Annotated in this window: 18 protein-coding genes; 7 read left to right on the forward strand and 11 right to left on the reverse strand. The window is 71.0% G+C overall.

Annotated elements, in window-relative coordinates; genetic code table 11:
* On the reverse strand, positions 1-741 hold the full coding sequence (locus AVS7_RS01610; RefSeq protein WP_020226762.1) for an IclR family transcriptional regulator: 741 nt from the start codon (positions 739-741) through the stop codon (positions 1-3).
* Positions 742-873: 132 nt separating this feature from the next.
* Between AVS7_RS01610 and AVS7_RS01615 the strand changes: the two genes are divergently transcribed.
* Genes AVS7_RS01615 through AVS7_RS01630 form a run of 4 tightly spaced genes read left to right on the forward strand, consistent with a single transcriptional unit; the run spans position 874 to position 5,161 of the window.
* Complete coding sequence (locus AVS7_RS01615) at positions 874-2,118, forward strand: thiolase family protein (RefSeq protein WP_020226763.1); 1,245 nt, start codon at positions 874-876, stop codon at positions 2,116-2,118.
* Entirely contained in the window at positions 2,115-3,641 is a 1,527-nt protein-coding gene (locus AVS7_RS01620) for a class I adenylate-forming enzyme family protein (RefSeq protein WP_020226764.1), read from the forward strand. Before AVS7_RS01615 ends, AVS7_RS01620 begins: the two co-directional genes overlap by 4 nt.
* 34 nt (positions 3,642-3,675) lie before the next feature.
* Positions 3,676-4,659, forward strand: a complete 984-nt coding sequence (locus tag AVS7_RS01625; protein WP_020226765.1) for a tripartite tricarboxylate transporter substrate binding protein — start codon at positions 3,676-3,678, stop codon at positions 4,657-4,659.
* A gap of 52 nt (positions 4,660-4,711) precedes the next feature.
* Complete coding sequence (locus tag AVS7_RS01630) at positions 4,712-5,161, forward strand: PaaI family thioesterase (RefSeq protein WP_024000780.1); 450 nt, start codon at positions 4,712-4,714, stop codon at positions 5,159-5,161.
* Positions 5,162-5,208: 47 nt separating this feature from the next.
* Here AVS7_RS01630 and AVS7_RS01635 read toward each other — a convergent pair whose 3' ends face one another.
* Positions 5,209-6,057 carry a LysR substrate-binding domain-containing protein gene (locus AVS7_RS01635; RefSeq protein WP_020226767.1) on the reverse strand — a complete coding sequence of 283 codons (849 nt, stop codon included), beginning with the start codon at positions 6,055-6,057 and terminating at the stop codon, positions 5,209-5,211.
* A gap of 91 nt (positions 6,058-6,148) precedes the next feature.
* Between AVS7_RS01635 and AVS7_RS01640 the strand changes: the two genes are divergently transcribed.
* Together AVS7_RS01640 and AVS7_RS01645 are read left to right on the forward strand one after the other, a co-directional pair.
* Positions 6,149-6,745, forward strand: a complete 597-nt coding sequence (locus tag AVS7_RS01640; RefSeq protein ID WP_020226768.1) for a cysteine dioxygenase family protein — start codon at positions 6,149-6,151, stop codon at positions 6,743-6,745.
* Positions 6,746-6,901: 156 nt separating this feature from the next.
* Positions 6,902-8,449: a rhodanese-like domain-containing protein gene (locus AVS7_RS01645; protein ID WP_020226769.1), complete on the forward strand. Its 1,548-nt coding sequence runs from the start codon at positions 6,902-6,904 to the stop codon at positions 8,447-8,449.
* 28 nt (positions 8,450-8,477) lie between these two features.
* Here AVS7_RS01645 and AVS7_RS01650 read toward each other — a convergent pair whose 3' ends face one another.
* From AVS7_RS01650 to AVS7_RS01680, 7 genes are all read right to left on the reverse strand, one after another.
* Positions 8,478-9,362, reverse strand: a complete 885-nt coding sequence (locus AVS7_RS01650) for a CoA ester lyase (protein WP_020226770.1) — start codon at positions 9,360-9,362, stop codon at positions 8,478-8,480.
* Positions 9,363-9,367: 5 nt separating this feature from the next.
* Entirely contained in the window at positions 9,368-10,369 is a 1,002-nt protein-coding gene (locus AVS7_RS01655) for a tripartite tricarboxylate transporter substrate binding protein BugD (protein ID WP_020226771.1), read from the reverse strand.
* Between the two features lie 67 nt (positions 10,370-10,436).
* On the reverse strand, positions 10,437-11,801 hold the full coding sequence (locus AVS7_RS01660) for an MmgE/PrpD family protein (RefSeq protein WP_020226772.1): 1,365 nt from the start codon (positions 11,799-11,801) through the stop codon (positions 10,437-10,439).
* A gap of 43 nt (positions 11,802-11,844) precedes the next feature.
* On the reverse strand, positions 11,845-13,026 hold the full coding sequence (locus AVS7_RS01665; protein ID WP_034689712.1) for a CaiB/BaiF CoA-transferase family protein: 1,182 nt from the start codon (positions 13,024-13,026) through the stop codon (positions 11,845-11,847).
* A 97-nt stretch (positions 13,027-13,123) separates the two neighbouring features.
* On the reverse strand, positions 13,124-14,290 hold the full coding sequence (locus tag AVS7_RS01670) for an acyl-CoA dehydrogenase family protein (protein ID WP_020226774.1): 1,167 nt from the start codon (positions 14,288-14,290) through the stop codon (positions 13,124-13,126).
* A 64-nt stretch (positions 14,291-14,354) separates the two neighbouring features.
* Positions 14,355-15,230 (reverse strand): MaoC family dehydratase N-terminal domain-containing protein, encoded by an 876-nt coding sequence (locus AVS7_RS01675; protein ID WP_020226775.1) that lies wholly within the window; start codon positions 15,228-15,230, stop codon positions 14,355-14,357.
* Between the two features lie 11 nt (positions 15,231-15,241).
* Positions 15,242-16,246: a tripartite tricarboxylate transporter substrate binding protein gene (locus AVS7_RS01680; RefSeq protein ID WP_020226776.1), complete on the reverse strand. Its 1,005-nt coding sequence runs from the start codon at positions 16,244-16,246 to the stop codon at positions 15,242-15,244.
* Between the two features lie 126 nt (positions 16,247-16,372).
* On the opposite strand from AVS7_RS01680, the gene AVS7_RS01685 reads away from it, so the two are divergent.
* Entirely contained in the window at positions 16,373-17,269 is an 897-nt protein-coding gene (locus tag AVS7_RS01685) for a LysR family transcriptional regulator (protein WP_020226777.1), read from the forward strand.
* A gap of 10 nt (positions 17,270-17,279) precedes the next feature.
* Here AVS7_RS01685 and AVS7_RS01690 read toward each other — a convergent pair whose 3' ends face one another.
* Together AVS7_RS01690 and AVS7_RS01695 are read right to left on the reverse strand one after the other, a co-directional pair.
* Entirely contained in the window at positions 17,280-18,464 is a 1,185-nt protein-coding gene (locus tag AVS7_RS01690; RefSeq protein WP_020226778.1) for a pyridoxal phosphate-dependent aminotransferase, read from the reverse strand.
* A gap of 161 nt (positions 18,465-18,625) precedes the next feature.
* Positions 18,626-18,773, reverse strand: a 148-nt coding sequence (locus AVS7_RS01695; protein ID WP_020226779.1) for a tyrosine-type recombinase/integrase, incomplete at its 5' end; no start/stop codon positions are given.

The raw sequence follows: 18,773 nt of genomic DNA on the forward strand, positions 1-18,773 counted from the left end.
TCAGCGTTGCGCGATCAGCTCGCGCATCTGCCGCGCGACGAGTTCCTGCCGCTCGCGGCCCATGCGTGACTTGATCGAGGCCACGCTCACGCCGCCGACGATGTTGCCCAGCGGGTCGCGCAGCGCCACGCCCACGCCCACCACGCCGGACACGGCGTGGTTGCCGATCACCGCGTAGCCGTCCGTGCGCGCCTGCGCCACCATGCCGCGCAGCGCGGCCATGGTGAGGTTGCGGTAGTAGGGCAGCCGCTCGCGGTTGGCGCGGATCAGCGCGTCCGCGTCGCGCGCAGGCATCTCCGCCAGCATCGCCAGGCCGCCCGCGCCCACGCCGATGGGCTGGCGGTGGCCCACGTTCACGGCCAGCGCCTGGATCATGTAGGTGCCGATGGCGCGGGCGATGCACAGGGTGTCGAAGCCGCTCTGCACCACGAGGAAGGTGGCATCGCCCGTGGCCTGCGCGATCTCTTCCAGCAGCGGGCCGTAGGTCTCCTGGATCGGCGCCTCGTTGCCCGCGGCCTTGGCGAGCTGCTGGCAGTACGGCCCCAGCGCGTAGCGCTTGCCCGTCTCGTGCTGCATCACCAGCCCCTCGCGCACCAGGCTGCCCAGCAGGCGGTGGACCGTGGGGCGCTCCAGGTCGCTGAGCGCGGCGAGGTCCGTCAGACGCACGCCCGAAGGGTGGTGCGCGGCGACGAGCTTGAGCAGCTCGATGCCCCGTTCCAGGGTTTGCGTGCCGTGTGCCATTTTTCCAATATCTGGAAATCCAAGAATCGCCGGGAGGCCAATTCTATGCTTTGCCGCAACGCATTCTTTTTCACGCGGCCTGCGATAAGTCCAGATATTGGAATTCCAGGCCATCGACTCCAAGGAAGTGGCATGGACGTTTTCATCGCGGGCATCGCGCAGACCCCGCTGGGCCGGCACCCGGACACATCGGTCAAGGAACTGGCGCGCCAGGCCGTCGGGGGCGCCCTGCGCGACGCGGGCGTGGACCTGGACGACATCGGCGCGGCCTGGTTCGCCAATGTGCGCCAGGGGCAGATGGAAGGGCAGAACTCCATCCGCGGCCAGTGCGCGCTGACCGCCATGGGCCTGGGCGGCATCCCGATCTTCAACGTGGAGAACGCCTGCGCCAGCAGCAGCTCGGCGCTGTACCAGGCCTATGCCGCCATCAAGGCCGGGCTGCACGACATCGTGGTCGTGGCAGGCGTGGAGAAGATGTACTACCCCGAGAAGCGCCAGGCCATGATGGAAGCCTTCTTCGGCGGCACCGACGTGCACGAGATGCAGAGCACCTGGGAGGGCCTGCAGCGCATCGGCGACGGCATTGGCCCGCAACAGGCGGCCGGCGGCGACTGGCGCCAGCAGAGCTTCTTCATGGACGTGTACGCGGCCCTCGCGCGCATGCACATGAAGCTGTACGGCACGACGCAGGAGCACTACGCCCACGCCGCTGCGAAGAACCACGGCCATTCGGCGCTGAACCCGCTCGCGCAGTACCGCACGCCCATGAGCGTGCAGGAGGTGCTGGACACGCCGCTGATCGCCTGGCCGCTGACCCGCGCCATGTGCGCGCCCATCTCCGACGGCGCCGCCGCGGCCGTGGTCTGCAGCGAGAAGGCGCTGGATCGCATCGGCCGCGCCCGCGCGGTGCGCATCCGCGGCATGGGCGTGTCCAGCACCGTGAACCGCGCGCCCGAAGCGCTGGAATCGCATTGCGTGGCGCTCGCGGCCGCACGCGCCTATGGCGCCGCGGGCATCGCGGCCGGGGACATCGACGTGGTCGAGGTGCACGACGCATCGAGCTTCGCCGAGGTGCTGCAGATCGAGAACCTGGGCCTGTGCGCGCGCGGCGAGGGCGGCCCCTATACGGCCAGCGGCGCCACCACGCTCGGCGGCGAATGCCCCGTGAACGTCTCCGGCGGGCTGGTCTCCAAGGGCCACCCCATCGCGGCCACCGGGATCATCCAGCTGCACGAGCTGGTCACGCAGCTGCGCGGCGAGGCCGGGCCGCGCCAGGTGCAGGGCGCGCGCATCGCCGTGGCCGAGAACGGCGGCGGCTTCCTGCGCGTGGAAGACGCCGCCGCCGTCGTCACCGTCCTCGACCGCATCCAGCCATGACACCCATCGATTTCTTCTGGGCCGCCGTGCGCAGCCGCCCCGGCGCCGATGCCGCCATCGAGGTGGCGGCGGACGGGCGCGTCCTGCACCGCGTGGACTACGCCGCGCTGGCACAGCAGGTGCATGCCGCCGCCGCCCTCTTCCAGCGGCTCTCGGGCCAGCGCCGGCCCCGCGTGGTGCTGGCCAGCCGCAACAGCACCGCGATGCTGGTGAGCATCCTGGCGACCTACCACTGCCGGGGCGTGCTGATCCCGCTGACGCCCAAGAACCCCGAGGCCGAGCTGCGCCAGCAGATCGCGGTGGCGCAGCCCGACCTGGTGGTGCTCGACGACTCCGCCGCCGCGCTGGCCGCCGGGCAGGCCGTGCCCATCGTCACCCTCGGCCACGCGGCCAGCGGCGCGCCGCGCTTCGACCCGCCGCTGGCCCTGGACGAGGCCCCCGCCATCGAGGAAGCCGTGGGCGAGGACACCCTCGCCATGAAGTTCACCGGCGGCTCCTCCGGCCGCCCTAAGGCCGTGCTGCAGTCGGTGCGCTGCCTGAACACCATGGTCGCGTCGCTGATGCAGGTCTACGGCCTGACGGAGGCCGACCGCTTCCTGATCAGCCCGCCCATGACGCACGGCGCCGGCACCTTCGTCGTGCCCGTGCTGGCGGCGGGCGGCTGCCTCCTCATCATGGACGGGGCCAAGGCGGACGCGCTGCTGGACGCCCTGGCCGCGCACGAGGCCACCTGCGCCTGGGTGCCGCCCACGCTGCTCTACCAGCTGCTGGACCAGCAGGCGCAGCAGCCCCGCGCCCTGCCCCGCCTGCGCAACCTGCTCTACGGCGGCGCCGGCGCCGCGCTGGAGCGCCTCCACCAGGCGCGCGCCCTGCTGGGCCCCGTGGTGGGCGTGACCTACGGCCTGACCGAGGCGCCCGTCATCATCGCCGGCATGCCCGGCCAGGCCAGCGCCGTGGACGCCAACCTGGGCAGCGCGGGCTGCGCCGGCCCGCTCACGCGCCTGGCCGTCATGGGCCAGGGCGGCCAGCTCTGCGCCCCGCGCGAGATGGGCGAGATCGTCGCCCGGGGCGACCTGCTGATGACCGGCTACCTCGACATGCCGGCCGAGACCGCGGCCGTCATGGCCGCCGGCTGGCTGCGCACCGGCGACGTGGGCTACCTGGACGAGCGGGGCTACCTGTTCATCAAGGGCCGCTCCAAGGACGTGGTCATCACGGGCGGCTTCAACGTCTACCCCTCGGACGTGGAGGACGCCCTCGCGCAGCACGGCGACGTGGCCGAGAGCGTGGTCTTCGGCATCCCCGACACCCACTGGGGCGAGCGCGTGGAAGCTGCGGTGGAGCTCAAGCAGGGCCGCCAGGCCACGGCCGAGGCGCTGCGCGAGCACGTGCGCGCCGCGCTCGGCGCGGTGCGCACGCCCAAGGCCATCCACATCGTGGAGCAACTGCCCCGCAATTCCCTGGGCAAGGTGCAAAAGCGCCAGCTCAGGGACGAATTCATACGCACCTTCGGCCATAGCTGAGCCGATCCCTACAACCACTCAAGGAGATGACAGCATGAACAAGCGCACATTGGTACGGGCGGCCCTGGCCGCCATGGCCGCCACCGGCCTGCTGGCGGGCAGCCCCGCGCTGGCGCAAAGTTACCCGAACAAGCCCATCAAGTTCATCGTGGCCTTCCCGCCGGGGGGCTCCACGGACCTGGTCACGCGCATCGTGGCAGCGCAGATGTCCGAGGAGCTCAAGCAGCCCATCGTCGTGGAGAACAAGCCCGGCGCGGGCGGCAACATCGCCTCGCAGTTCGTCGCCGGCTCGGCGCCCGACGGCTACACCATCTACCTGGGCACGCTGGCCACGCACGGCATCAACCCGGTGCTGCAGAAGAACCTGCCGTTCGACCACATCAAGGACTTCACCATGGTGAGTCAGATCGGCTACTACACCAACCTGGTGCTGGTGAACCCCGCCACGCCGGTCAAGACCCTGGGCGAATGGATCAGCTACGCGAAGAAGGCCGGCAGGGCCATGAACTTCGGCTCGCCCGGTTCGGGCACCTCGCCGCACCTCACGGGCGAATACTTCAAGATCCTCACCGGCGTGGACCTCGTGCATGTGCCCTACAAGGGCAGCGGCCCGGCGCTGACCGACCTCGTCGGCGGGCAGATCGACGTGATGTTCGACAACCTGCCCTCGGCACTGGGCCTGGTGCAGGCCGGCAAGCTGCGCCCGCTGGCCATCACCTCGCGCGAGCGCGTCACGCAGCTGCCGCAGGTGCCCACCGCCGTGGAATCGGGCCTGCCCGAGATGGTGGTGGACGCCTGGGTGGGCGTGATGGCGCCCGCCGGGCTGCCCAAGCCCATCCTGGACAGCCTGCACAAGGCGGTCGTGACCAGCGTGAACGCGCCGCAGGTGCGCGCCAAGCTGGAGGAGCGCGGCGTGACCATCCGCACCTCGCAGCCCGACGAGTTCCTGGCCTACGTGAAGGCCGAGAACGAGAAGTGGGCCAAGGTGGTCAAGATCTCGGGCGCGCAGGCGAACTGAGCCGGAGCCGCAAGGCGGGCCTGCGGCGCAGGCCCGCTACCATGCCCGCTCCATGAGTACACAGACCACCCCTTCCTCTTTCGCGGATGAAGCCCCCGGCGTGCTGTTCGGCCTGCCCATGCCGATGGCCGCCGCCATGGCGCTGCGCGGCGAGCACATCGGCGGCGACACGGCGCGCATCCGCATGGGCTTCCAGCCCGACCTGGCCAACAGCCGGGGCGAGGCGCACGGCGGCGCCATCGCCACGCTGCTGGACTGCGCGCTCGCCTCGGCCGCGCGTGCGCACGATCCGGCCACCTTCGGCGTGGCCACGATCGACCTGACGCTGCACTTCGTCGCGGCCGGCAAGGGCGACCTGGTCGCCACCGGGCACTGCGAGCGGCGCGGGCGCTCCGTCAGCTTCGCGCGCGGCGAGGTGCGCGCCGAAGACGGCACGCTGGTGGCTCTGGCCACGGGCACCTTCAAGCTCATCGAGCGCGCGCGCCAGCATCAAAAAACATAGCTGCTTGCGCTTGCTGTACAAGCGCTGGAGCCGTTTCTTTCCATGAATCACCCGCCCCGCGCGCGCAGGCTCTCGAACACCTGCCGCGTACTGCGGCTGGCCACGCCCCGGCGCACGCACAGGCGGTAGGCCAGGTCGGGCAGCGGCGGCATGCCGTCGCCCGCGCCCAGCACGCGCAGGCCCGCGTCGAGCTGCTCCACGCCGCGCGCCGTCACGCCCAGGCCCGCGCGCAGCGCGGCGCGGATGCCCGCGAGGCTGGTGCACAGGTGGCGTGGCGTCCAGGCGATGCCGGCGGCATCCAGCGCCTCGCAGGCCAGGCGGCGGAACACGCTCGGCCCGTCGGCCACGATGAGCGGCACGGGGCGCGCGGCATCGTGCACGTAGCCCGCGCCGCAGAGCCACACCGTGGGGCTGGCGCGCAGCGCGAAGCCCTCGCACTGCGGGTCTTCGCGGTTGGAGATCGCCATGTCCAGCTCGGCGTTCCTGAGCGACTCCATGAGGAAGGGGCTGCGCCCCACGTGCACGTCGATGCGCATGCCGGGAAAGCGCGCCGCGATGTCGCGCAGCACCTGCGGCAGCAACGTGTCGGCCACGTCGTGCGGGGCGCCGATGCGCACCATGCCCGCCACCGGCCGGTGGCGCAGGTGGCGCAGCGCCTCGTCGTGGATCGCCAGCATCTGCCGCGCGTAGCCCAGCAGCCGCGTGCCGTGGGCCGTGAGGCGCTTGCCCCGGCCCTGCTTCTCGAAGAGCGCGTGGCCGATCTGCGCCTCCAGCCGCTGCATCTGGTGGGTGATGGCCGACTGCGTGCGCCCCAGGTGCACGGCCGCGGCGGCGAAGCTGCCCTGGGCGTCGATTGCGGCCAGCGTGCGCAGCAATTCGAGATCGAGCGTGTCCATAGTTGAATTTTCTTGAAGTGTTCTTCGCGCTGCGGGGGATTGTCCGCCCGCCGGCCGCGCGGCTAGAGTGCTGCAACCCCAGGAGAACACCATGGACACCGCCCCCGAACGCCAGCAGGCCGTCGCCACGGCCATCGCCGCCATGAAGGCCGCCGTCGGCCCCGGCCCCGCCACACGGACCAGCCTCGACGCCGTGCTGCAGCAGCTGCTCGGCCTGGCCGCGCGGCGCGCGCTGTGGCAGCAGGGCGACTTCCCCGCACCGGAGGACGGCGAGCACCAGGCGCGCTACCTCATCGCCGAGGATGCGGACCAGACCTACGCGCTCTACCTCAACGTGATGCGCCCCGGCAAGAAGATCGTTCCGCACAACCACACCACCTGGGCCTGCATCGCCGCCGTCGAGGGCACGGAGCACAACCACGTCTACGAACGCACCGACGACGGCAGCGTGCCCGGCAGGGCCACGCTGGCGGAAACGGCCGTGGTCGAGGTCGCGCCGGGCCGGGGCATCGCGCTGATGCCCGACGACATCCACGCCGTGAAGATCCACGGCGAGCAGGTGATCCGCCACCTGCACATGTACGGCCGCGCGCTGGAGACGCTGACCGACCGCACCAGCTACGACCTGGAGGCGGGCACGTGCAGCGTCAAGGACATCGGCGTGCAGACTCGGAGATCAACCCCCTGAGCGGCTGCGCCGCTTCCCCCTTCTCTCTACGCGCTGCGCGCTTCGGGAAGGGGGACGACGCCAGCGCGGCGGGGCGGCCCTTGCGCGGCGTCCGCTGGCATGGCGCGCGCCAGTTTCAAACGGCGCGGGTATCGCCCAATCCCCTGGGAAATCAACATGTCCTCGTTCATCGACGCCCGCATGCTCAAGCACTGGCTGCATGACGGCCAGGAGATCGCCCTGCTCGACGTGCGCGAGCACGGCCAGTACGGCGAATCGCACCTGTTCTACGCCACGCCGCTGCCCTACAGCCGGCTGGAGCTGGACGTGGCGCGCCTCGTGCCGCGCCCCTCCGTGCGCACGGTGGTCTGCGACGGCGGCGACGGCGTGGCCGAGCGCGCGGCGGCGCGTCTGCGGGCACTGGGCTACACGCAGGTAGCCGTGCTGCAGGGCGGCACGCCCGCATGGCGCGACGCGGGCTACACGCTGTTCGCGGGCGTGAACCTGCCGTCCAAGACCTTCGGCGAACTGGTGGAGCATGCCTGCCACACGCCGCGCATCACGGCCCGCGCGCTCGCGGCCCTGCAGGCGGCCGGCGCGCCGGTGGCGGTGCTGGACGGGCGGCCGGTGGCGGAGTTCGGCAAGATGAACATTCCCGGCGCCCTCTGCTGCCCCAACGGCGAGCTGGCCTGGCGCGTGCGCAGCCTCGTTCCCGACGAAACGACACCCATCGTCGTCAACTGCGCGGGCCGCACGCGCTCCCTGATCGGCGCGCAGACGCTCATCCACCTGGGCCTGCCCAACCCCGTGTATGCGCTGGATAACGGCACGCAGGGCTGGTTCCTGGCCGACCTGCCTTTGGCGCACGGCGGCACGCGCCGCTATGCCGACGGTTCCGGCAGCCCCGCCCTGCGCCCGCAGGCCCAGGCCCTGGCCCGGCGCATGGGCGTGCCCGAGGTGGATGCCTCCACCGTGCGGCGCTGGGCCGACACGCCCACGCGCACGCTGTTCCTCTGCGACGTGCGCACGCCCGAGGAGTTCGCTGCCGGCACGCTGCCCGGCGCACAGCACACGCCGGGCGGGCAGCTGGTCCAGGCGCTGGACCAGTACGTGGGCGTGCGCGGCGCGCGGCTGGTGCTGTTCGACGGCGACGGCCCTGCCGATGGAGTGCGCGCGCCCGTGGCGGCCAGCTGGCTGCGCCAGATGGGACACGATGCCTGCGTGCTGCGGGGCGGCCTGCACAGCGGCCTGGCGCTGGACGTTGCGCAGGCGCCCGCCGCGCCCGCGCTGCCCACGGTCACCCCGGCCGCGCTGGCGCGGCGCAGCGACGTGGCCGTGGTGGACCTCCGCGCGGGCATGCAGTACCGCGCCGGGCACATTCCCGGCGCGCGCTGGTCGATCCGCCCGCGCCTCGCGCACGACCTGGGCGGGGACACGCGCGACGTGGTGCTGGTGGCCGACGATGCCCGGCTCGCCGCCTGGAGCGCGCTGGAGCTGCCGCGCACGCCGCTGCTGCTCGCGTGCGGCATGGCGGCGTGGCTGGAGGCGGGCCTGCCCGCGGAGGCCACGCCGCACAGCCCCGGCGATGCGCAGTGCATCGACTACCTGTTCTTCGTGCACGACCGCCACGACGGCAACAAGGAGGCCGCGCGGCAGTACCTGGCGTGGGAGACGGGGCTGCTCGGGCAGTTGGACCCGCAGGAGCGGGCCGGCTTTCTCATTTAAGGCGAAAACGGGCTCAAGCGCCCGCCCATCAAGCGCTGGCAGCTATGATTTTGGAAGTTCGCTGGCACGCCCAGGCATGGCGCGCCAGCGTGCGCTCGGCCAAGCGCAGCACGGGCGCATCGACCATCTTGCCGCCCACCACGCACACGCCGCCCTGCGCGGCCTGCATGGCCTGCACGACGGCCTGCGCGTGCGCCACGGCCTCGGCCGACGGGGCGAACACGCCGTTGACCAGCGGCACCTGGGCCGGGTGGATGCACAGCTTGGCGCCGAAGCCCATGCGCTGGGCGCGGCGCGTGTCGGCCTCGGTGCGGGCCGCATCGCGCGTGTCGACGGTCACGCCGTCCACCGGCTGCGCCAGCCCCGCGCGGCGCGAGGCCATGACCAGGGCCATGCGCGTGGGCAGCAGCTCGCCCTCATCCTGCGCGCACTGCATGCCCGCGTCCACCTGGAAGTCGAGGTGGCCGAACGCCAGGCGCGCCACCTGCGGCGCGGCGGCGATGGCGTCCAGCGCGTCGATGCCAGCCACGCTTTCGATGAGCGGCACCAGCGCGCAGCCGCCGCCCGCGGCATCGGCCGCCTGCCGCAGCACGCCGGCCCCTTCGGCCTTGGGCACCATGGCGCCCGCCACGCCGGCCGCCGCCAGCCGCGCCAGCGCCTGCAGGTCGGCGCCGAACCACGCGCTGCCCTGGGCGTTGATGCGCACCAGCAGGCGCGCGCGGTCGGCAGGCGGCAGCGCCTGCACTGCCTGCTCCAGCGCGGCGCGGGCGGCATCCTTGTCGCCCGGGGCCACGGCATCCTCCCAGTCGGCGATGACCATGTCGGCCCCGCTGGCCAGGGCCTTGCCCAGCCGCGCGGGCTGGGTGGCGGGCACGAAGAGGAAGGTGCAGGCGTGCTGCAGCAGGTCGGCCATGGGCCTTACTCGGCCGAGACGCCGGCCGCCTTGATCACCTTGTCCCAGCGCGCCACCTCGGCCTCCAGGTGCTTGCGCAGGCCTTCGGGCGTGGCCTTCTCGGGCGTGGCGAGGTCGGAGCTCAGCTCGGCGATGCGCTTCTTGACGTTGTCGTCCTTGATCGCCACGTTGAGCGCCTTGTTCAGCTTGTCGATGACTTCCTTGGGCGTGCCCTTGGGTGCGTACATGCCGTGCCACACCTTCACGTCAAAGCCCTTGAGGCCCTGCTCGTCGAGCGTGGGGATGTCGGGCAGCGACGACAGGCGCTGGGGCGTGGTCACTCCGAACACCTTGGCGCGCTTGCCGTCCTGGATGACGGGCACGGTCTGCGTGGTCTGGTCGCACAGCAGGTCCACCTGGCCGCCCATGAGGTCGTTCATGGCAGGGCCGGCGCCCTTGTAGGGCACGGTGGTCAGCTTCACGCCGACCTGGTGCATGAACAGCATGCCGCACAGCTGCGACACCGCGCCGATGCCCGCGTTGGCCAGCGACACCTTGTCCTGGTTCTTGCGCACGTAGTCGAGCAGCTCGGGGAAGGTGTTGGCCGGGAAGTCCTTGCGCGAGAGCAGGGTCATGGGCACGTCGAGCACCTGGCCGATGTACTCGAAGTCTCTCAAAGGGTCGTAGGGCAGCTTCTTGTAGAGCGCGGGCGCGGTGGCCATGCCCATGTGGTGGATCAGGATGGTGTAGCCGTCGTTCTTGGACTTGGCCACGCGGTTGGGCGCGATGGTGCCGCCCGCGCCCACGGTGTTTTCCACCACCACGGTCTGGCCCAGCGACTGGCCCATGGGCACGGCCAGCAGGCGCGCCACCACGTCGGTGGGGCCGCCGGCGCTGTAGGGCACGACGAGGGTGACGGTCTTCTCGGGCCAGGTGGCCGCCTGGGCCATGCCCATGGCCAGCAGGGCGCAGGCGGATGCGATGGCTCCCGCCACGCGGCGGCGGATCAGGGCGGTGTTGTGCGTCATAGTGTCTCCTGTTGTTCGGGGGGTTGAGAGGTGCGCCGGCACATCCCCAGCGTGCCGGCGTCCGGATTCATGGCTGCGCCACCAGCCGCTCCACGCGGCCCCACTGCGCGACCTGCCACAGCCGCTGCACGGCGGCCTCGGCCTGGTGCGCGGGCACGGCGGCGCCGTAGGCGGCCAGACGCAGCGCCTTGGCGGTGATTTCCTCGCGCGACAAGGTGTTGCCGGGGTCGCCCTTGGGCTCGTCGACGCGGCCGTGGAGCAGGCGGCCGTCGGTGGTCTGCACCGTCACCTTGCCGATCCAGCGGCGGGGGTAGGCGCCGTCCACCTCGGCGTCCAGCTCCATGGCCACCCGGTCGCGCAGGGCCACAGTGTCGGGCGCGAGGTACTCGCGGTCGAACTCGGTCAAACCCGCATGGCCGTGGCGCGCGGCCAGTGCCAGCACCGTGCCCATGGAGAACTTGGACTGGTGCACCGTGGCAGGCGAGACCACGGGGCCCAGCACGTCGATGGCGCCCTGGTGCACGTGGCAGGTGACCTGCGCGATGTCGCCGAGGGACAGCCGCTCCCGCTGCAGGACCTGCAGCAGCGCATCGGCCGCGGGGTGCGTGTGGCGGCACGAGGCGTGCCACTTGAAGCTGGTCTCGGCCGTGGCCCAGCGCGTGCCCAGGCCGTCGGTGAGCTTGGTGGGATCGGCATCGGTGGACATGCCCGCGGCCATGCCCTGCGGCCCGGTGAAGATGTCCTGCGCGCCGGTGAAACCGTCCTGGGCCAGATAGGCGGCCATCAGGCCGGCGGCAGCGGCATGGGCCGTGTGCAGCTGTTTGCTGTCGGCGGCGGTGCGCAGGAACTCCCACAGCCCCGCCGACTGCGTGCCGGCCGAGCCGAAGGCGTGCTGCATCTGCGCGGGCGTCAGCTCCAGCAGGCGCCCCACGGCGGCGGCTGCCGCCAGGGTGCCGGCCGTGGCCGTGGTGTGGAAGACCTTGTAGTGGCTGCGGCCCAGGAATTCGCCCACGCGGATGCCGACCTCGTAGCCCGCCACGCAGGCGGCCATGAGCTGCGCGCCGCTGGCTTGAATACTCTGCGCCACCGCCAGCGCGGGCGGGAAGACCACGGCCGCGGGGTGGAACACGGAGCCGTTGTGCACGTCGTCCTGCTCGGCCACGTGGCTGGCGGCGGCGTTGGCGAGGGCCGCCATCATCGGCGAGGTGCTGGCGCCCAGGCCGATCACCTCGCTGGGGCCTTGGGCCGGGCCCTGCGACAGCGCGAAGCGCGCGATGCTGGCCACGGGCCGCGCCTGGCAGCCCGCGAGCACGGAGCCGAACCAGTCCACCCACAGGTCTTCGGTGCGGCGCTGCACGGCGTCGGGCACGTCGCTCCATTGCAGCGTGGCGGCGAACTGCGCCAGGGGATGGATGGGAACATTCATGGTCATTTTGGCCTCCAGCGCTTATGTATCAAGCGCAAACAGCTACTTTTTAAATAGCACTCGGCGCCTGCAGGGCGTCGATCTGCTCGGCCGTCCAGCCCAGCTCGGCCAGGATGGCCGCGTTGTGCTGGCCCACGGCGGGGATCGCCTCCATGCGATAGTCGAACGCGCTGTTCACGCCCGGCGGCAGCAGCGCGGGCACCTCGCCCGCGGGCGTGGCTACGGTACGCCAGCGGCCGCGCGCCTGCAGCTGCGGGTGCGCCCACAGGCCCGCCATGTCGTTGACACGGGCGTTGGCGATGCCGGCCGCGTCCAGCCGCTCGACCACCTGCGCGGCGGTGAGCGCGGCGAAGGTCTCCAGGATCAGCGCCTGCAGCTCGGCGCGGTGCTGGTTGCGCTGGGCATTGCTGTCGAAGCGCGCGTCGGTCGCCACTTCGGGGCGCTGCAGCACGGCGTCGCAGAACACCTTCCACTCGCGCTCGTTCTGCAGGCCCAGCATCACCGTGCCGCCGTCGCCGGCGGTGAACGGGCCATAGGGGTAGATGCTGGCATGCGATGCGCCGGTGCGCGGCGGCGGCGGGGCGCCGTCGAAGGCGTAGTACATCGGGTAGCCCATCCACTCGCCCATGGCTTCGAGCATGGACACGTCGATGTGGCTGCCTTCGCCCGTCTTGCCGCGCAGCAGCAGGGCCGAGAGGATGTTGGTGTAGGCGTACATGCCCGCGGCGATGTCGGCGACCGAGATGCCGCCCTTGGACGGCGTGTCGGGCGTGCCGGTGATCGAGAGGAAGCCCGCCTCGCTCTGGATCAGCAGGTCGTAGGCCTTCTTGTCGCGGTAGGGGCCGTCGCTGCCGTAGCCGCTGATGTCGCAGACGATGAGCTTCGGGTTGTGGCCTTTGAGGGCTTCGTACGACAGGCCCATGCGCGCCGCCGCGCCGGGCGCGAGGTTCTGCACCAGCACGTCGGCGGTCTTGAGCAGCTGCAGCAGCGCGGCCTTGGCCTGGGGCTGCTTCACGTCCAGCGCCAGGCTTTCCTTGCTGCGGTTGATCCAGGTGAAGTGCGAGGACTGGCCTTTCACGCGCTGGTCGTAGCCGCGCGCGAAGTCGCCGCTGCCAGGGCGCTCCACCTTGATGACGCGCGCGCCCAGGTCGGCCAGCTGGCGCGTGCAGAACGGCGCGGCCACCGCGTGTTCGAGCGAGACGACGGTGATGCCGTCGAGGGGTCGGGTCATGGACAGCCCGCCGCCGGGCCGCCCCAAGGCGGGCTGCGCCCCCTCGGGGGGCAGCGAGGACACGTCAGTGCCGAGCGTGGGGGTCATGTTTTCTCCCTCAGAAAGAGCGAGGCAAGCCGAGGAGGTGCTCGGCCACGTAGGAGTAGATGAGGTTGGTCGAGATCGGCGCCACCTGGTAGAGGCGCGTCTCGCGGAACTTGCGCTCCACGTCGTATTCGCAGGCGAAGCCGAAGCCGCCGTGGAACTGCAGGCAGGCGTTGGCCGCCTCCCAACTCGCCTTGGCCGCGAGGTACTTGGCCATGTTGGCCTGCGCGCCCATGGGCTCGTGCCTGTCGAACAGCTCGCAGGCCTTCCAGCGCATGAGGTTGGCGGCCTCCACCTCGATGAAAGCATCGGCGATGGGGAACTGCACGCCCTGGTTCTGGCCGATGGGCCGGCCGAACACCTGGCGGTCCTTCACGTAGTTCGTCACGCGGTCCAGGAACCAGTAGCCGTCGCCGATGCACTCGGCCGCGATCAGCGTGCGCTCGGCGTTCAGGCCGTCGAGGATGTACTTGAAGCCCTTGCCCTCCTCGCCGATCAGGTTCTCCTCGGGGATCTCCAGGTCCTCGAAGAACAGCTCGTTGGTCTCGTGGTTGACCATGTTGAGGATGGGCCGCACGGTCATGCCCTTCTTCTCGGCCTCGCGCAGGTCCACCATGAAGATGGACATGCCCTCGCTCTTCTTCTTCACCTCGGCCAGCGGCGTGGTGCGCGCCAGCAGGATCATGAAGTCGCTGTGCTGGATGCGGCTGATCCACACCTTCTGGCCGTTGACCACGTAGCGGCCGTCCTTCTTCACGGCGCTGGTCTTGATCTTGGTGGTGTCGGTGCCGGTGGTGGGCTCGGTCACGCCCATGGATTGCAGGCGCCATTCGCCCGAAGCGATCTTGGGCAGGTACTTTTCCTTCTGCGCCGCGCTGCCATGGCGCAGCAGCGTGCCCATGTTGTACATCTGGCCGTGGCAGGCACCGGAGTTGCCGCCGCAGCGGTTGATCTCCTCCATGATGACGCTGGCCTCGGTCAGGCCCAGGCCCGAGCCGCCGTATTCCTGCGGGATCAGCGCGGCCAGCCAGCCGGCCTGCGTGAGCGCGTTGACGAAGGCCTCGGGATAGGCCCGCTGCTCGTCGACCGTGCGGAAATACTCGTCTGGGAATTCCGCGCACAGCGCACGGATAGCGTCGCGGATCTCGTGGTGGTTGTTGGAACTGGTGTGTTCGATCATTTCAAGCCTTTTTGACCCCTGGCGCTTGCCCAGCAAGCGCGAGCAGCTATGGTTTTGGGAGTCCTCAGGCCAGCGTGGCCGTGGCCTGCATGGTGAGGAAGCCTTCGTGGTCCTGGGCCCACAGGTCGATGGTCCTGCCATCCTCGCGCGGCTTGCCGTGCACGCTGAACGGGTGCAGGTCGAACGTGGGCCGCACGGCCTTGAAATCGAACGCCGCCACCTGCGCGCCGGGCAGGCTGCGGCGCAGCAGGTCGACGAGCAGCGTGGCGATCAGCGGGCCGTGCACGATCAGGCCGGGGTAGCCCTCCACCTGCGTGACGTACTGGCGGTCGTAGTGGATGCGGTGGCCGTTGAAGGTGAGCGCGGAGTAGCGGAACAGCAGCACGTCGTCCGGCACGACGGTGCGCGACCACGCCGCCTGCGCAGGCGGCTGCTGGGGCTGCGGGGCCGGGTCGCCCGGCTGCGCGGCGGCGCGGTACACGATGTCGTGCTCCTCGGTCAGCGACAGGCCGTTTGCATTGGAAAAGCGGTGCTCCACCAGCACGAACAGCAGTTCGCCCGAGCGGCCCGCCTTGTGCGTGACGGAGCGGATGGTGGACAGGCGCTCCAGCGCCTGCCCCACCTGCAGCGGGTTGCCGGTTTCCCAGCGCAGCCGCCCGCCGGCCCACATGCGGCGCGGCAGCGGCACGGGCGGCAGGAAGCCGCCGCGTTTGGGATGCCCGTCGGGCCCGATCTCGCTCTGGCGCGCGTGCGGCAGGAAGTACAGCCAGTGCCACAGCGGCGGCACGGGCGTGCCGGGCACGGGCGCTGGGTCGTCCCGGTCCAGCGTGGCCGACAGGGCGCGCACGGGCGCGGCGGTGGCGGTGTCCGGGGTGGCTTCGCTTTTGCCCTGCCAGCTTTGCAGGTGGGCCAGTGCGGCGGCGTCGATGGTGGCAGTCACGGGCCAGCTCCTCAATTGATCGTTGCGCCGGAGGTCTTCACAATGCGCGCCCACTTGGCGATGTCCTGCTTGAGGGTAGCGGCGAACTCGGCGCCCATGACGGGCTTGTCGGCCGTGCCGGCCAGCTCCACGCCCTGGGCCTCCAGCTTGTCGCGCATCTCCTTGTCGGCCATGGCCTGGCGCATGCCCTCCTGCAGGCGGTCCTGCACGTCCTTGGGCACGCCCGCGGGCGCGAACAGGCCGATCCACAGCGTGCCGTTGTAGCCCGGCACGAATTCGCCCAGGGCCGGCACGTCCGGCAGCACCGGCGAGCGCTGCGCGCTGCTCACGGCCAGCGCGCGCAGCTTGCCCGACTTGATGTGCGACAGCGTGGACGGCAGGCTGCCGAACAGCAGCGGCAGCTGCCCGCCCAGCACGTCGTTGAGCGCGGGCGCCACGCCCTTGTAGGGCACGTGCTGCAGCTCGATGCCGGCCATCTGGTTCAGCATCTCGCCCAGCAGGTGATTCAGCGTGCCGTTGCCGGCCGAGGCGTACTGCAGCTGGCCCGGCTGGGCCTTGGCCATGGCGAGCAGCTCGGGCACCGTCTTGGCAGGGAACGCGGGGTGGGCCAGCAGCACGTTGGGCACGGCGCCGATCAGCGCCACGGGCTGGAAATCGGCCACCGGGTCGAACCCCGGCGCCTTGTAGAGGGCCGGGTTGATGGCCTGGCTGCTGCTGATGGTCATGAGCAGCGTGTAGCCGTCCTTGGGCGCCTTGGCCACGGCCTGCGTGCCGATGTTGCCGCCGGCGCCCGGGCGGTTCTCCACCACGGCGCTGCCGCCGAGCTTCTCGGCCAGCTTCTGGCTCACCACGCGGCCCACGATGTCGTTGGTGCCGCCCGCGGCCTGGGGGACGATCATCACGATGGGGCGGCTGGGGTAGGCGGCCTGCGCCCACGCGCCCGGCAGGGCCGCCAGGCCCCAGGCCAAGGCACACAGGGCACGGCGGGAAAGGGCGGGAAGGCGGGGGCTGCGCATGGTGTGTCTCCTGAAGATGGGGCGCCATCTTCCGAGGCGGGCGGGCTTTCTACAATCACGGAGTTTGCAAGCCAGCCTTCGGTTTTTCAAAAGGCTTGTTCTTCTCAGTAGAAACCCTGAACCTCCATGCAATTCGATCTGAAGGACCTGCGGCTCTTCGTTTTGATAGCGCAAACCGGAAGCCTGACAAGGGCTGCGGAGCAATCGCACCTGTCCCTGGCGGCCACCAGCGCGCGCGCCAAGGCGCTGGAGGAGCAGGCGGGCATGCCTTTGCTGATACGAGAGGCTCGGGGGGTGCGCCTGTCGCCCCCGGGCGAGGCCTTCCTGCACCACGCCCAGGCCATGCTGCAGCAGTCACGCCAGCTCCAGGCCGACCTGCAGGAATACGGCGCCGGCCTGCGCGGCCACCTGCGCGTGTTCGCCAACACCACGGCGGTGACGGACTTCCTGCCCGACATCCTGTCGGCCTACCTGATCGCGCACCCGCACATCAGCGTGGACCTGCAGGAGCGCCCCAACGCGCGCATCGCCGACGACATCCGCGAGGGCCGGGCCGACCTGGGCATCATCGCGGGCGAGGTGGACACGCACGGCCTCGCCAGCGTGCACTTCAGCACCGACCGGCTGACGCTCGTCACGCCGCCCACGCCGGCCTGGCGCGCGCTGCGGGAGCTGCCCTTCGCCCAGGTGCTGCACGAGCGCTTCGTGGGCATGCACCGCAGCAGCACGCTGCAGGCCTTCCTGGACGGCGTGGCCCAGCAGCTGGGTGCCACGCTTAAGCTGCGCATCCAGCTCGCGAGCTTCGACGCCATGTGCCGCATGGTGGCGGCGGGCGTGGGCATCGCGGTGGTGCCGGAGAGCGGCGCGCAGCGCTACGCCGACAGCGCGCACGTGCACCAGATCCGCCTGCTGGACGCCTGGGCCGTGCGGCCGCGCTACATGCTGGTGCGCTCGCTGGACGGCCTGCCCGCGCACGTACAGGCCCTGATGGCGGCGGTGCAGGCGCACCACGCGCCAGGCTGAAAAAGCCCTCCTACCGGCGCACGAAGCGCGCCAGCCGCTCCACGCCGTCCAGCAGCTTGGCGCCGTCCGCCACCGCGTGGCACCAGCGCAGCCAGCCGTTGCCCTCGGGGCCGAAGGCCGAACCGGGGGCCAGGCCCAGGCCCACCTCGCTCACCAGGCGCTTGGCCAGATCCAGCGAATCGTCATAGCCCTGCAGGCGGAAGAACACGTACATGGCGCCGCCCGCGTCGGGCACCTCCACGCCGGGCACGGCGCGCAGCGCATCGACCAGCAGCCGGCGGCTGTCCACCAGGCCCGCGCGCAGTTGCGCCACGTGCGCCTCGCCCTGCGCCAGCGCCACGGCGGCCGCGCGCTGGATGGGCTCGAAGATGCAGGAGAAGTTGTATTCGATGACCTTGCCCAGGTCGGCCTCCAGCGTCTCGGGCACCACCATCCAGCCCACGCGCCAGCCGGTCATCCGCCAGGCCTTGGAGCAGCTGTTGACCGAGACGATGCGGTCGCCGCGCTCGCAGTAGCGCAGGAAGGACGGGGCGCTCGCCAGCGCCGGGTCGTACACCAGGCGCTCGTACACGTCGTCGCACAGGATCCAGATGCCGTGCTGGCGGCAGCGCGCCAGCACGGCGGCCATGCCCTCCTCGTCAATGGTCCAGCCCGTGGGGTTGTTGGGCGAGTTCAGGACGAGCATGCGCGTGCCGGGCGTGAGCGCGTCCATGAGCCGGTCGAGCTGAAGCGCCCAGCGCCCCTCGCACACGGCGAGCGGCACGCGCACGACCTGCGCGCCCAGGATGCGCGGCATCTCCAGCAGGTTGGGCCACAGCGGCGTGATGGCCACCACGCGGTCGCCGGGCGACAGCAGCATCTGGTTGGCCAGCATCAGCCCCGCGTCGCCCGAGGCGACGGCACCGATGCGCGGCACCCCCACTTCGCGCCCATGCAGGCGCGCGAGGTACTGCGCGATGGCCTCGCGCAGATAGGGACGGCCCAGGTTCTGGGAATAGAAGGTCTCGCCCGCGTCCAGCGAGCGGGCCGCGGCGTCGCGGATGAACTGCGGCGTGGGCTGGTCGGACTCGCCGAACCAGAACGCCAGCACGTCCGCGCAGCCCATGCCGGTGTTGGCGACTTCGCGGATGAGCGAGCCGCCCAGGTCCTGGATGGCGGCGCGCGGCTGGGCGGGAAAGGAAGGGGCAGAAGGCATGGGCCGCATTGTGCTCAGCATTCGACGATGTTCACGGCCACCAACGGCAGACCCGCCTCATCAAACCTGGAGGCCACGGTGCGCGGCTGGACGTCCCGGTGCCGAACTTGAACCAGTCGACACACTGACCGCCATTGCGCCCCCTTGCACCATCCCGCCCGTCACAGCGCATCCAGCGGGCTCAAGATGCCCCGCCCGCCCTTGTTGAGCACATGGGTGTAGATCATGGTCGTATTCACATCGGCATGGCCCAGCAATTCCTGCACCGTGCGGATGTCATAGCCCGATTGCAGCAGATGCGTGGCAAAC

Source organism: Acidovorax sp. MR-S7, assembly GCF_000400995.2.
In the GTDB taxonomy this organism is placed as follows: domain Bacteria; phylum Pseudomonadota; class Gammaproteobacteria; order Burkholderiales; family Burkholderiaceae_C; genus MR-S7.

Coding starts and splice junctions, on each gene's coding strand:
- AVS7_RS01610 (WP_020226762.1), bottom strand. CDS start 741: ATGGCACACGGCACGCAAACCCTGGAACGGGGCATCGAGCTGCTCAAG.
- AVS7_RS01615 (WP_020226763.1), top strand. CDS start 874: ATGGACGTTTTCATCGCGGGCATCGCGCAGACCCCGCTGGGCCGGCAC.
- AVS7_RS01620 (WP_020226764.1), top strand. CDS start 2,115: ATGACACCCATCGATTTCTTCTGGGCCGCCGTGCGCAGCCGCCCCGGC.
- AVS7_RS01625 (WP_020226765.1), top strand. CDS start 3,676: ATGAACAAGCGCACATTGGTACGGGCGGCCCTGGCCGCCATGGCCGCC.
- AVS7_RS01630 (WP_024000780.1), top strand. CDS start 4,712: ATGAGTACACAGACCACCCCTTCCTCTTTCGCGGATGAAGCCCCCGGC.
- AVS7_RS01635 (WP_020226767.1), bottom strand. CDS start 6,057: ATGGACACGCTCGATCTCGAATTGCTGCGCACGCTGGCCGCAATCGAC.
- AVS7_RS01640 (WP_020226768.1), top strand. CDS start 6,149: ATGGACACCGCCCCCGAACGCCAGCAGGCCGTCGCCACGGCCATCGCC.
- AVS7_RS01645 (WP_020226769.1), top strand. CDS start 6,902: ATGTCCTCGTTCATCGACGCCCGCATGCTCAAGCACTGGCTGCATGAC.
- AVS7_RS01650 (WP_020226770.1), bottom strand. CDS start 9,362: ATGGCCGACCTGCTGCAGCACGCCTGCACCTTCCTCTTCGTGCCCGCC.
- AVS7_RS01655 (WP_020226771.1), bottom strand. CDS start 10,369: ATGACGCACAACACCGCCCTGATCCGCCGCCGCGTGGCGGGAGCCATC.
- AVS7_RS01660 (WP_020226772.1), bottom strand. CDS start 11,801: ATGACCATGAATGTTCCCATCCATCCCCTGGCGCAGTTCGCCGCCACG.
- AVS7_RS01665 (WP_034689712.1), bottom strand. CDS start 13,026: ATGACCCGACCCCTCGACGGCATCACCGTCGTCTCGCTCGAACACGCG.
- AVS7_RS01670 (WP_020226774.1), bottom strand. CDS start 14,290: ATGATCGAACACACCAGTTCCAACAACCACCACGAGATCCGCGACGCT.
- AVS7_RS01680 (WP_020226776.1), bottom strand. CDS start 16,246: ATGCGCAGCCCCCGCCTTCCCGCCCTTTCCCGCCGTGCCCTGTGTGCC.
- AVS7_RS01685 (WP_020226777.1), top strand. CDS start 16,373: ATGCAATTCGATCTGAAGGACCTGCGGCTCTTCGTTTTGATAGCGCAA.
- AVS7_RS01690 (WP_020226778.1), bottom strand. CDS start 18,464: ATGCCTTCTGCCCCTTCCTTTCCCGCCCAGCCGCGCGCCGCCATCCAG.